This window comes from Massilia alkalitolerans DSM 17462, assembly GCF_000427785.1.
GTDB lineage: Bacteria > Pseudomonadota > Gammaproteobacteria > Burkholderiales > Burkholderiaceae_D > Telluria > Telluria alkalitolerans.
Genome location: NZ_ATYR01000029.1, coordinates 69,975 through 82,451 on the forward strand (window position 1 = coordinate 69,975; position 12,477 = coordinate 82,451).

At 60.8% G+C, this 12,477-nt stretch carries 12 protein-coding genes and 1 pseudogene; 7 read left to right on the top strand and 6 right to left on the bottom strand.

All coding sequences use genetic code 11. The features are described from left to right. Positions 1-325 precede the first annotated feature (325 nt). The 3 genes from fdx to YWC_RS33025 all read left to right on the top strand — a co-directional run bounded on the left by fdx (position 326) and on the right by YWC_RS33025 (position 3,456). Entirely contained in the window at positions 326-664 is a 339-nt protein-coding gene (fdx, locus tag YWC_RS0122320; RefSeq protein WP_027867387.1) for an ISC system 2Fe-2S type ferredoxin, read from the top strand. 67 nt (positions 665-731) lie between these two features. After that, positions 732-3,152 (top strand): heavy metal translocating P-type ATPase, encoded by a 2,421-nt coding sequence (locus tag YWC_RS0122325; protein WP_027867388.1) that lies wholly within the window; start codon positions 732-734, stop codon positions 3,150-3,152. A gap of 139 nt (positions 3,153-3,291) precedes the next feature. Next, the gene (locus YWC_RS33025) at positions 3,292-3,456 is read left to right on the top strand and encodes a hypothetical protein (protein WP_156923842.1); all 165 of its coding nucleotides are present in this window, start codon (positions 3,292-3,294) and stop codon (positions 3,454-3,456) included. Positions 3,457-3,527: 71 nt separating this feature from the next. Here YWC_RS33025 and dmeF read toward each other — a convergent pair whose 3' ends face one another. The 5 genes and pseudogenes from dmeF to YWC_RS0122350 all read right to left on the bottom strand — a co-directional run bounded on the left by dmeF (position 3,528) and on the right by YWC_RS0122350 (position 8,759). Next, a complete protein-coding gene (dmeF, locus tag YWC_RS0122335; protein WP_027867389.1) occupies positions 3,528-4,505 on the bottom strand; it encodes a CDF family Co(II)/Ni(II) efflux transporter DmeF in 978 nt (325 codons plus the stop codon). Then, entirely contained in the window at positions 4,505-4,702 is a 198-nt protein-coding gene (locus YWC_RS32270) for a DUF1289 domain-containing protein (protein ID WP_084416528.1), read from the bottom strand. The genes dmeF and YWC_RS32270 overlap by 1 nt, the downstream gene beginning before the upstream one ends. Positions 4,703-4,709: 7 nt before the next feature. Further along, positions 4,710-4,982 (bottom strand): metal/formaldehyde-sensitive transcriptional repressor, encoded by a 273-nt coding sequence (locus YWC_RS0122340; protein ID WP_027867390.1) that lies wholly within the window; start codon positions 4,980-4,982, stop codon positions 4,710-4,712. Positions 4,983-5,134: 152 nt separating this feature from the next. Then, positions 5,135-8,103: pseudogene (locus YWC_RS30375) on the bottom strand (Tn3 family transposase). A gap of 92 nt (positions 8,104-8,195) precedes the next feature. Further along, the gene (locus YWC_RS0122350) at positions 8,196-8,759 is read right to left on the bottom strand and encodes a recombinase family protein (protein ID WP_027867391.1); all 564 of its coding nucleotides are present in this window, start codon (positions 8,757-8,759) and stop codon (positions 8,196-8,198) included. A gap of 232 nt (positions 8,760-8,991) precedes the next feature. Between YWC_RS0122350 and merT the strand changes: the two genes are divergently transcribed. The 4 genes from merT (at position 8,992) to merD (ending at position 12,003) form a co-directional block, all read left to right on the top strand. Then, positions 8,992-9,342, top strand: coding sequence for a mercuric ion transporter MerT (gene merT / locus YWC_RS32275; protein WP_084416529.1), 351 nt, complete (start codon positions 8,992-8,994; stop codon positions 9,340-9,342). A gap of 12 nt (positions 9,343-9,354) precedes the next feature. Then, a complete protein-coding gene (gene merP, locus YWC_RS0122355; RefSeq protein ID WP_027867392.1) occupies positions 9,355-9,633 on the top strand; it encodes a mercury resistance system periplasmic binding protein MerP in 279 nt (92 codons plus the stop codon). A gap of 186 nt (positions 9,634-9,819) precedes the next feature. Continuing rightward, positions 9,820-11,529, top strand: coding sequence for a mercury(II) reductase (gene merA, locus YWC_RS0122360; RefSeq protein WP_027867393.1), 1,710 nt, complete (start codon positions 9,820-9,822; stop codon positions 11,527-11,529). A 63-nt stretch (positions 11,530-11,592) separates the two neighbouring features. After that, positions 11,593-12,003 carry a mercuric resistance transcriptional repressor MerD gene (gene merD, locus YWC_RS30380; protein ID WP_051306660.1) on the top strand — a complete coding sequence of 137 codons (411 nt, stop codon included), beginning with the start codon at positions 11,593-11,595 and terminating at the stop codon, positions 12,001-12,003. Positions 12,004-12,241: 238 nt separating this feature from the next. Here the strand turns inward: merD and YWC_RS33895 are convergent. Beyond that, the coding region (locus YWC_RS33895; protein ID WP_027867394.1) for an integrase core domain-containing protein at positions 12,242-12,477 on the bottom strand (236 nt) is incomplete at its 5' end.

The window sequence follows — 12,477 nt, forward strand, 5'->3', positions numbered from 1 at the left end:
CAAGGCTACTGACTCAGAAGGCATCGCTAATTCAATAGTGACGCTTGCGCCTGAGTACCACGACAAAGCGGAATACGCTTGACCTTTCCATTGTTGTAAGGTTTACAGTGGGCTCACTCAGTATTCGCGAGGTCCATCATGTACCACCCAATCAGCGCGACGCCCAGTCCTGCAGAGCACCGGCCGCTCACGCCAAACTATTCGAACAATGCGGTCTCCGCACAGCCCCCTGAAGTTCGTGGGGTAGCAGCCACGGCCCGTTCGAATCGGCCCTGCCTGTTTTGCCGCTACCGTCAGGCCAGCACGCGCAACATGGAGCGGGATGATGCCTAAGATCCTCGTCCGGCCTCATCCTGACTATGCGCCCAATGGCGTAGAGCTGAACGTTGCCCCTGGTACGAGCATCTGCGACGCCCTGCTGGACAACCATGTCGACATCGAGCACGCCTGTGGTAAAGTCGGGGCTTGCACGACTTGCCACGTCATCGTGCGCGAGGGCGGACAGTCCCTGCGCCCACCGAGCGAGTCCGAAGAGGACATGCTCGACCGTGCGTGGGGCCTCGAACAGCAGTCGCGGCTTTCGTGCCAGGCGGTCGTTGCCGGCGCCGACCTCGTGGTCGAGATTCCCAGGTATTCACTGAACCACGCGAAGGAAGCTACCTAGCCTCGCGCTCGCCGCCGGTTGCGGCGAGGGTCGAACAGAAGAACACGCATTTCTCAAGGGAGCCACCATGAAGCACGACGCACACGAGCATTCAGGTCACGAGCATGGAAACAGGCACTGCCATCACGATCACTCCGCACCTCATCACGCGACAGGCAACGCCGGAGCCGCGGCGGCATCCGGGCCTGGCGAGGTGGCTGCCGCGGACGACAAGCCGTTTACGGATCCGGTCTGCGGCATGAAGGTATCGGACAAGCCTGACCGAAGGATCGAGCACGAAGGAAGTCTCTACCATTTCTGCAGCGTCAAGTGCATGGACAAATTCCGGGCCACGCCATCTGCCTATTTGGGAAAAGAGGCGGAGAGTGCGCCGCCAGCTGCACCGGCCGGCACGATCTACACCTGCCCGATGCACCCGGAGATCCAGCAGCCCGGTCCAGGCACCTGCCCAATATGCGGAATGTCGCTCGAACCGATGATGCCTACGCTGGAAAAGGATGAGAATCCAGAGCTGACCGACTTCCGCCGCAGGTTCTGGTGGACCCTGCCACTTACCGTGATTGTCACCGTCCTGGCGATGGTGGGTCACCGAATATTCAGCGGCGGGCTGGCCTATCAAAGCTGGATCGAATTGGCGCTCAGCACGCCGGTTGTCTTGTGGGCAGGCTGGCCATTCTTCGTGCGCGGCGCGCAGTCGATCCGCAACCGCAGTCCAAATATGTGGACCCTGATCAGTATTGGCGTGGCCGCAGCCTACGGGTACAGCGTGGTTGCCACTGTCGCGCCTGGCCTGTTCCCTGCAACGTTCGAGATGCACGGGCGCATCGGTGTCTACTATGAAGCCGCGGTGGTGATCATCTCGCTGACGCTGCTGGGGCAAATCCTGGAACTGCGTGCACGCTCGCAAACGTCGGCTGCGATCAAGTCCTTGCTCGGCCTGGCGCCCAAGACCGCGCGCCGCATCCGACCCGACGGTAGCGAGGAAGACGTGGAGCTTTCGCACGTGCACGTCGGCGACCAGCTGCGCGTGCGGCCGGGCGAAAAAGTCCCGGTCGACGGCACCGTCATCGAAGGCGAAAGCGCGATCGACGAAAGCATGCTCACTGGCGAGCCGCTGCCCGTGACGAAGCGTCCCGGCGACAAGCTCATTGGCGCAACGATCAATACCAGCGGCAGTCTCATCATGAAATCCGAGCGCGTGGGCTCGCAGACGATGCTGTCGCAGATCGTGCAGATGGTCGCGAGCGCCCAGCGCTCCCGCGCACCGATGCAGCGGCTGGCCGACGTGGTGGCCGGCTACTTTGTTTCGGTGGTGGTCTTAGTTGCGTTGGCTACGCTCCTCGGCTGGGGGCTCTTTGGGCCGGAATCGGGCTGGGTATATGGCTTCGTCAACGCGGTGGCGGTCCTGATCATTGCCTGTCCGTGTGCGCTGGGCCTGGCCACGCCGATGTCGATCATGGCGGCGACTGGCCGCGCCGCGACCCAGGGCGTACTGTTCCGCGACGCCGCGGCGATCGAGGCCATGAGAAAGGTCGACACCCTTATCGTCGACAAGACCGGCACTCTCACGGAAGGGAAGCCAGCATTCGACCGGGTCGCCGCCGCGGCCGGGTTCAAGGACGAGGAGGTGCTTCGTGTCGCCGCAAGCCTGGACCAGGGCAGCGAGCATCCGCTTGCGCACGCCATTGTGGCCGAGGCCAGGAAGCGCGAACTCAAGCTCGACAAGCCGGAGACTTTCGAATCCTCGAGCGGGATCGGCGTACGCGGTACCGTGCAAGGCCAACGGGTCGCCCTTGGGAATACGGCGCTGATGGAGGGCGAGGGGATTGACTGGACGCCGATGCAGCACACTGCGGAGGAACTACGCCAGATGGGCGCGAGCGTGATGTACCTGGCGCGGGAAGGACGCCTGATGGGACTTGTCGCAGTCTCAGACCCTGTGAAGGAAACCACACCTGAGGCGCTTGCGGCGCTGCGCGACGCCGGCCTCAGGGTGGTCATGGCAACGGGCGACGGTGTCACGACTGCCAAAGCGGTGGCAGCGCGCCTCGGGATCGAGGACGTGCACGGCGAGGTCAAGCCACAGGACAAGCTTGCACTGGTCGAGCGGCTGCAGAAAGAAGGCTGTGTCGTGGCCATGGCCGGAGATGGGATCAACGATGCGCCGGCGCTGGCGAAGGCCGATGTCGGCGTCGCCATGGGGACCGGGACCGACGTGGCGATCAACTCGGCGCACGTTACCCTGATCAAAGGCGATCTGCGGGCGATCGCCAGGTCACGGCTGCTTTCGCTTCAGACCGTGCGCAACATGCGGCAGAACCTCGGGTTTGCCTTCATCTACAATGCGATGGGCATCCCGCTGGCGGCCGGCGCACTGTACCCGTTCACGGGGCAGTTGCTGTCGCCGATGATTGCGGCCCTGGCGATGAGCTTGAGCTCGGTTTCCGTCATCGCCAATGCGCTGCGATTGAGAGGCGCGCAAACCTGAACACTCTGCGGCGGCTATCGGGCGGACTGCCGCCGCGCACCCGGGCTGGTATCGTATTCAGCACAGTGCTGTGATGTGGGCAGTTACCACAGTAGTAGCAGCGAGTTTATTGATCATTCCGGGTAATAGTGTACTTCACATGAAATTCGTAATCACCGACCACGTGTACGATGTTGTGGTCATTGGCGGCCTCCTGATGGCAGTAGCAGCCGCAGTCTTCATGGCGATCAGCGCACACCAGCGCCGTAAGCAGCAGCGCGGGAAGAAGAGCCGCACGGGCAAGCCATCCCGGCGCCGGACCTGAAGTACGGAGGAAAGCTGGCAGCGTAAAGCAAATGACGGCATACCAGCGCCTCCGCAAGCCCCGCGGGGTCATCAGGGCAGGTAATGGACTTCGATGGTCGAATGGACGATCTCCTCGTGGATAGCGAGCTGGTCCCGCAATTGCGTGGCGGTCAGCTCCCTGTTGCTGGTAGCGACGCTCAGCGCGCATGAATAGGCATGCTGGCCAACGCGCCAGACGTGGAGATCCACCAGCTTGGCCCCGTTGTCGCCGGCTTCGACCACTTCCCGGATTTCCTCGACCACCGGGGCATCCATCTCGCGATCGAGGAGCACCTTCCCGGTATCTGCGATCAGATTTTTAGCCCAGGCTGCGACCAGCACCGCGCCGACAATACCCATCACCGGGTCGAGCCAGGCCCAGCCATACAGCCATCCCCCGACAAGTGCCGCAATCGCCAGCACCGACGTCGCCGCATCCGCAATGACGTGCAGGTAGGCAGCCTTGAGATTCAGGTCGTGATGATGACCACCGTCGCCGTGATGATGGTGTCCATGCCCGTGGTCGTGCGCATGCCCATGGCCGTGTCCATGGCCGTGATCATGCGCATGCCCGAGGATCAGCGCACAGACGACGTTCACGACCAGTCCGATCACGGCAATGATGATCGCATCCCGGTAGTGGATCGGCTGGGGTGAGAATAGGCGTTCGACCGAGCCGACTGCCATCAAGGCGGCAATCCCCAGCAGGGAGATTGCACTGGTGTAGCCCGCCAGGATCTCGATCTTCCACGTGCCGAACGCGAACCGCGGGTCGCGGGCGTACTTGCGGGCAGCGGCGTATGCGAAGGCACTTAAGCCGATCGCGAGGGCGTGTGAGCTCATGTGCCAGCCGTCGGCCAGCAGTGCCATCGAGTTGAACCACCAGCCCGCGGTGATCTCGACCACCATCATGGCTGCGGTGATCCACATGACGATGCGCGTACCGCGCTCGGCGGCAGGTTTGCCCTCGTCGAAAACATGATCATGCCGGTATGCCGAAAGGCGCGCATCGTGCTGAATATCGTTCATTACTTTCCTTGATTGGTCCGTGCTTGCAGACCCAGTTTCTTCTCGCGGCGAGGTCGCTCGTTGATGACTTGATGCCGCCTGTGGTCGGTCATCTTCTTCCATTCCCGGACTTCTGGTAGCGTGCGCAGGCACCCCAGACAAAAGCCGGTCTTACCGTCGAAGCGGCAGAGTTCAATGCAGGGCGATTCGACTGCCATACAGTCCTTACTTCAGATAGGCGCGGACAACGTCGATCAATTCATCGACCGCCGCCTCCTGTTCAACCTTGCTGCGCTCCGGGCCGACGACATGCTCGCGGATATGGTCCTCGATGAGTTCGGCCATCAATCCATTCGTAGCCCCGCGCGCGGCAGCAACGAGCTGTAGGACGTCGGCGCACCCCGCGTCTCCTTCAAGAGCGCGCTCGATGGCTTCCACCTGGCCCCGTATTCTGCGCACCCGCGCCAATAGCTTGGCTTTCTCTCGTGCTGTGTGCACGCTGACTCCTCGAAATATACCTAGGGGGGGTATATTATCACTTATCATGCGCCGTATATCGATGAGAGAACCCTGCGTGACGAACTGTCCGAACCTCGGATGAGCCGATCTTGGGGCAAACAGGGAAAACGGAAAAAATCGGGCGCTAAGCTCTATGCCCGGTCCTTGAGGTCCCGCAGCGGCCGATATTTTCCTTCGTCGACTCTCATGTTCTGCCGCCAGACGTAATCCCCGGTTAAGTTGATGTGCTCCCAGCCCAACGGCGAGAGGAATTGCAGCATGCCGTCGTCGGTCATCTTGCCCGACTCGCGCAGCGCTTGTGTCGCCCGCTCTAGGTAGACCGTATTCCACAGCACGATGGCGCCTGTCACTAGGTTCAGGCCGCTGGCACGGTACCGCTGCTGTTCGAACGTCCGGTCCCGGATCTCACCCAGCCGGTGGATGAAAACGGCCCTGGCCAGCGCGTTACGCGCTTCCCCCTTGTTTAACCCGGCGTGCACGCGCCGGCGCAATTCGACGTTTTGCAGCCAGTCCAGAATGAACAGCGAACGCTCGATGCGGCCCAGCTCGCGCAGCGCGATCGCCAGGCCGTTCTGGCGCGGGTAGCTGCCTAACTTGCGCAGCATGAGCGACGCTGTGACGGTGCCGTGCTTGATCGAGGCGGCCAGGCGAAGCACGTCGTTCCAGTGCGCGCGCAGGTGTTTGATGTTCAGGCTTCCGCCGATCATTGACCGCAATGCCGGGTGATCCGTCACCTTGCCAGGCACGTACAGCTTGGTGTCTCCCAGATCGCGGATGCGCGGCGCGAAGCGGAAACCCAGCAGGTGCATTAGCGCGAAAACGTGGTCAGTGAAGCCGGCAGTGTCGGTGTAGTGCTCCTCGATACGCAGATCCGATTCGTGGTACAGCAAGCCATCCAGCACGTAGGTCGAGTCGCGCACGCCGACGTTGACCACCTTGGTGCTGAAAGGTGCGTATTGGTCCGAGATATGGGTGTAGAAAAGCTTGCCCGGTTCGGCGCCGTATTTCGGGTTGATGTGGCCCGTGCTCTCGGCCCGGCCGCCGGCTCGGAAGCGCTGGCCGTCCGACGACGACGTTGTGCCGTCGCCCCAGTGCGCAGCGAAGGCGTGCTTGAACTGGGCGTTGACCAGTTCGGCCAGGCCGGCCGAATAGGTCTCGTCGCGAATATGCCAGGCCTGCAGCCAGGACAGTTTCGCGTAAGTCGCGCCGGGGCTCGACTCCGCCATCTTGGTCAGGCCGAGGTTGATCGCGTCGGCAAGAATCGCCGACAACAGCAGCGTGCGGTCCTTGGCCTGCTCGCCGCTTTTGAGGTGGACGAAATGCCGAGTGAACCCGGTCCAGTCGTCCACGTCCATCAGCAGCTCGGTGATCTTAATGCGGGGAAGCAGCCCGCTGGTTTGGTTAATCAGCGCCTGCGCCTCGTCCGGCACCGCGGCGTCCTGCGGGCTGATCCGCAGCCCCGTGTCGGTGATGATTGCGTCGGGCAGCTCGTTGGTTAACGCCAGCGGTTGACGGTTGCCAGCTGCTGTTCGAGCAGAAGCAAGCGGTCATGCAGGTATTGGTCACAGTCCTGGTTGACCGCGATCGGCAACTGGCGCACTGCCTTCATGGCGCCGAATTTCTCCGCTGGCAGTAGGTATTCTTCGAAGTCACGGAACTGGCGCGAGCCCTGTACCCAGATGTCCCCGGACCGTAGCGCATTTTTCAACTCGGACAACGCACAGATTTCATAGAAGCGGCGATCGTATCCCTCGTCTGTGAAAACCAGCGACTTCCATCGGGTCTTAATGAAGGAGGTCGGCGCGCCGTCGGGCACCTTGCGCGCACCAGTCGCATTCATTTTGCGCAGCACTTCGACCGCATCGAGAACCGCTTGCGCGGCCGGCGCTGCCTTCAGCTTGAGCACGTCGAGGAACTCTGGCGTGTAGCGCCGCAGCGTGCTGTACTGCTCGCCGACCAGGGACAGGTGATCGAACGATTCCGGTTGCGCCAACTGACCAGCCTCGGTGACGCTATGGGCGAAGTCCGACCAGGGAAGGATCGCCTCGATGGCTGCGTACGGATCGCCGCCTGACTCCTTGGCCTCCACCAGAGCGCGGCCCACTTTCGAGTACAGCCGCACCTTGTCGTTGATCGCCTTGCCCTGCTTTTGGAAGTCCTGCTGATGCTTGTTCTTCGCAGCGCTGAACAGCTTGATCATGATCCGGTCGTGCAGGTCGACCAACTCGTCCGTCACGGTGGCCATGCCCTCGATAACCACCGCGGCCAGAGTGGCGTAGCGCCGCTCGTCCTCGAACTTTGCAAGGTCGCGCGGCGTCATCTGCGCCCCCTCGCGCGCTATCTTCAATAGCCGGTTCTGGTGGATCTGGCGCCCTAGTCCATCGGGCAGGGCCAGCGACTGGAACACCCTGAGCCGATCGATGTGTTCGCGCATGTAGCGGGAATTGGGCTTGAGCGGTGACTGCCGCAACCAGACGAGCCAGGTGATGCTCATGCTGGGTGCCACGTTGAGCAAGTTGTCCAGAGCGCGCTTGTGATGACGCTCCAACGGCGTGATCAACGCCCGATAGATGCGCCGGTTGGCCCTCGTCAAGGCCTCGGCGCAGGCCCGTTCGATGACGCCCAGCGCTGGCAGGATGATGCGTTGTTGCCGCAGCGTTTCGAGAGCGTGCGCGGCAAGGATCATTGCCTTGTCGGTCTGCATGGCGAGATCCGTCAGGCTGTGCAGCAGCTTCCGGAAGTCAGACAGTCTGAACATGGACAGCCCCAAGTAGGCACGCAGTTCATGTAAGTGCTCGTTTCGTGTCTTCTCCCGCTCGCCGTATCCCGGCCAAGCCGCCGCGTTACTACGCACCTGTTTAGCAATCCAATTAAGCACCGGCTCGGGCAGCTTGGTGTCGCTGCCCAGCGCGTAGCCAGGGTAGCGCAACAAGCTCAGCTGGACAGCAAACCCGAGTCGGTTCGCGTCACCCCGGCGCTGCCGGATCAGGGACATGTCGGCTTCGGTGAAGCTGTAATGCTGTATCAGTTCGTCCTGACTCTCCGGCAGGGCCAACAGGCTATCGCGTTCAGTATCGGAGAGCAGTGAGCGGCGTGGCATTCGTTCGATTTCCTCGGAATTTGATGAAAGGGAAGCACATGGTGGAGCGGAAAATCCGGGCTCGGGGCCATCCGCTCATGAGGCATGAATGTTCAACCGGCGCCCGTCTTCAGGTATTGGTAAAGCGTTTCTCGGCTGATGCCGAGGTCGCGAGCCACACCTGCTTTCGGCTCGCCGGCGGCGACCCGAGCACGTAGCTCGGTCACGCGCTCGGGCGCGAGCGCTTTTTTGCGGCCGCGGTAGGCCCCGCGTTGCTTGGCCAGCGCGATCCCCTCGCGCTGCCGTTCACGGATCAGGGTGCGCTCGAACTCGGCAAAGGCACCCATCACCGACAGCATCAGGTTCGCCATTGGCGAGTCCTCGCCGGTAAAGGCCAAACACTCCTTGGCGAACTCGATCCGCACGCCGCGTCTGGTCAGGCTCTGCACAAGGCGTCGTAGGTCATCCAGGTTGCGAGCCAAACGGTCCATGCTGTGCACGACCACGGTGTCGCCCTCGCGCACGAAGCCCAGCAGCGCTTCCAGCTGCGGCCGTTGCGTGTCTTTGCCCGATGCCTTATCGGTGAATACCCTATCCACCTGTACGTGCTCGAGCTGCCGGTCCGGGTTCTGGTCGAAACTGCTGACCCTGACGTAACCGATTCGTTGGCCTTTCAAGGAACCTCCCTGTTGTCAATGTCAGGCTGAAATCTATGAGCCTTCCAGTCAGGTGTCAATAAATCGCTTCCGCGACCCTATCCTGACGCACTTTGACGAGCTTTCCTGACGCCTAATTAGGGTACACCTCAATCTGACGGTGGCTAAAGCAGAGCTTCTTCAAAAGATGCTTGACTCCGTACTCAACTCCGGACTTACGATGATGTTTTGATAGATCTGCAGAGGAGTATCTATGTCTGAGCCGCAAAAAGGCCGCGCTGCGCTGGTTGCTGGTGGTTTAGCTGCAATTCTTGCTTCTGGCTGCTGCTTAGGGCCACTGGTGTTGGTCATGTTGGGTTTCAGCGGCGCTTGGATGAGTAATTTGTCAGCCCTGGATCCTTACCGGCCCTTCTTTCTTGGCGCGGCACTAGTAGCGATGCTTTTTGCTTACCGCGCCATCTTCCGGACTGCACAGACGTGCAACCCTGGAGATGTATGCGCTGCCCCACGAGCCAAGACGTCTTACAAAGTCATCTTTTGGATTGTGGCTGCGCTTGTTGTCGTTGCACTGACGTTCCCATACGTAATGCCCTTGTTTTACTAATTAAGGAAAATCATGAAAAAACTGTTTGCCACCCTTGCCATCGCCGCTTCCTTCGCTGCCCCTGCCTGGGCGGCCACTCAGACGGTCACGCTGACTGTTCCTGGCATGAACTGCGCAACTTGCCCGATCACCGTGAAGAAGGCACTGAGCAGGGTTGACGGTGTTCAAAAGGCTGAGGTCGATTACGCAACCAAGCTGGCCGTTGTGACGTTCGACGATACGAAGACCAACGTTCAGGCACTGAGCAAGGCGACGACCGACGTAGGCTATCCGTCTGAACTGAAGAAATAAGGCGGCCTAGACGGCGGCGCCGCTAGAACCAGGGTAGAGATACCTTTCCGGCGATTCTACTGGCCGTCATTGCGTGCACAGCCTGTAAATGGCCCACGGCGCCTGTTCGCTGATGTGAACGACTGAGTCGGATGCCGAGGCGTCGTACCGGTCGGCTTGGGCACAACGGATTAAAGAGAGAGCAGGATGCAAGAGTTAAACGAAATCGGTCTGAGTGTCGCAGGGATGACCTGCCCAAGTTGCACAAAGCACGTTGAGGACGCGCTGCTCGCAGTTCCTGGCGTGACAGGAGCATCCGTCGATTACCCCGCGAACAGGGCTCAGGTCACGGGCAATAACCTTGACGTGTCAACACTCGTGACGGCGGTGGGGGCACTTGGTTATCGGGCTACGCCTGCGGGCAAAGTTGACAGCAAAAAGCGCAGTTCCGAACGGCCGAGACTTCTTGGCAGAGCTGCCCAGTGGCTGAGCGGCGAGGGCGCCGTGGAGAAGCCGGCAGGCCAGCTGCATGTGGCGATTATCGGTACCGGCGGCGCCGCTGTGGCAGCAGCGCTGAAGGCAGCTGAAAACGGTGCCCGCGTCACGCTGATCGAGCGGGGAACCGTCGGCGGCACCTGCGTCAATGTTGGCTGCGTTCCTTCTAAGATCATGATTCGGGCCGCGCATATCGCTCACCTGCGCCGTGAAAGTCCTTTTGACGCGGGACTGTCGGCAACGCCCCCGGTTGTCCTGCGTGACCGCCTGCTGGCACAACAACAGGCACGTGTGGACGAGCTGCGTCATGCCAAATATGAAAGTATCCTCGAAGGCAATCCGTCGATCAATCTTGTGCGAGGCAGCGCTCGCTTTAAAGATGGCCAAACGCTTATCGTGGAAGCGGCAGAAGGTGGCACTCGCGAAGTGGTCTTCGATCGCTGTCTCATTGCCACTGGTGCAAGCGCTGCCATTCCGCCGTTGCCCGGTCTTGCAGACACGCCATATTGGACGTCCACAGAAGCCTTGGTAAGCGAAACCATTCCAAAACGGCTGGCCGTAATTGGCGCCTCGGTGGTAGCACTCGAACTGGCACAGGCGTTTGCTCGGTTGGGCAGCGAGGTGACGGTCCTGGCGCGGCGTACCCTGTTTGCGAATGAGGACCCTGCCATTGGGGAGGCCGTGACCGCCGCCTTTCGTGCAGAGGGCATTACGGTGTTGACGCAGACGCAGGCAAGTGCCGTCACCTATTCGGACCGCCAGTTCACCTTGGCGACCCCGCAGGGCGAGTTAAATGTGGATCAGTTGCTCGTGGCTACCGGTCGCACGCCAAATACCGCAAGCCTGGGTCTCGAGCGAGCAGGTGTAACGTTTGACTCGCAACATCGCATCCTCATCGATAAGGGCATGCGCACGAGTGCTCCAAACATTTACGCAGCGGGCGACTGCACTGACCAACCTCAGTACGTCTACGTTGCAGCCGCGGCTGGCACCCGGGCCGGCATTAACATGACCGGCGGCGACGCAATGCTCGATCTCGACGCCATGCCGGCAGTCGTGTTCACCGATCCGCAAGTTGCCACGGTTGGCTACAGTGAAGCGGATGCCCAGCGCATCGGTCTGCAAACCGAAAGTCGTACCCTCACGCTCGACAATGTGCCGCGCGCACTCGCAAACTTCGATACCCGCGGCTTTATCAAACTTGTCGCTGAGGCTGGGTCCGGACGCATTCTCGGGGTGCAAGCAGTAACGCCGGAAGCAGGCGAGATCATCCAGACTGCCGCGATTGCTATCCGGGCCCGCATGACCGTCCAGGATCTTGCAAACCAGCTTTTCCCCTACCTCACCATGGTTGAGGGTCTCAAACTGGTTGCACAGACGTTCTCGAAAGATGTGACACAACTTTCGTGCTGTGCCGGCTAGTGCATTCGGTCTCGGACATGAGATTGCGCATACCCTGCTAGAACACAGCAAGCAAAGAACAGCATGAATGCGTACTCGATATCGAAGCTGGCTGAAGATGCCGGCGTCAGCGTGCATGTCGCGCGCGACTATATGATCCGCGGCCTCTTGCGGCCGATCCGGCGAACCGAAGGTGGCTACAACATTTTCGATGGCAAAACGCTTGGAAGGCTGCGGTTTCTACGTGCGGCCTTCGAGTCCGGAATTGGGCTCGACGAACTGGCGCGACTTTGCAAAGCGTTGGACGCAGATGATAGCGAAAGCCTGAACCGATGCGTCGAGCGCCTGCGATGGAAGATCGACGTGCGCCGAACAGAATTGGCTGTCGTCGAGGCCTCTTTGGATGAAATGGCGGCCGGTGCAGCTGCTTCAGCCAAGACTCAAACTCCACGCAGCGATGACCGGACGATAGCTTTGGGAGAGACAGTTGCTTGATAAAAAACTCCTGATGACATTTCTCGCCCGCGGAGTTGGGGTCTGCCTGCTCCTGTACGTCGCAGCTCTGCTTTGGGTGCTGCAGGGTCCCTTCATGATTTGTTGTCCGGTCAATTTTGGCCCGCCGACTGCGACAAGCACGCAGGCGGCGAACCCGGCAGCAAACGCGGTAACACGCGATTACCATGCACCCGCTATATAAAGTGGACCCATCAGTCAAGACACTGAGCCGGCTAGTTTAAGCTGTGTCCATTTCCACTTTCGCAGCTGTCCGGCGCTGCCCCGTTTCGCCGTTTTTCTCCGGCGCCTGGTCCGCGTTGCTAAACTTGTCGACGATCAGCGCGCCTCCCCCAACACCAGCAATGTAGACATGGTCCGGCGTCTCATAGCCCAGCGCCTGATGCGGACGCTCGGCGTTGTAGAACGCAAAGTACTGCGCCAAACCCACTGTCAGCTCGGCCATGTTGGCGTACC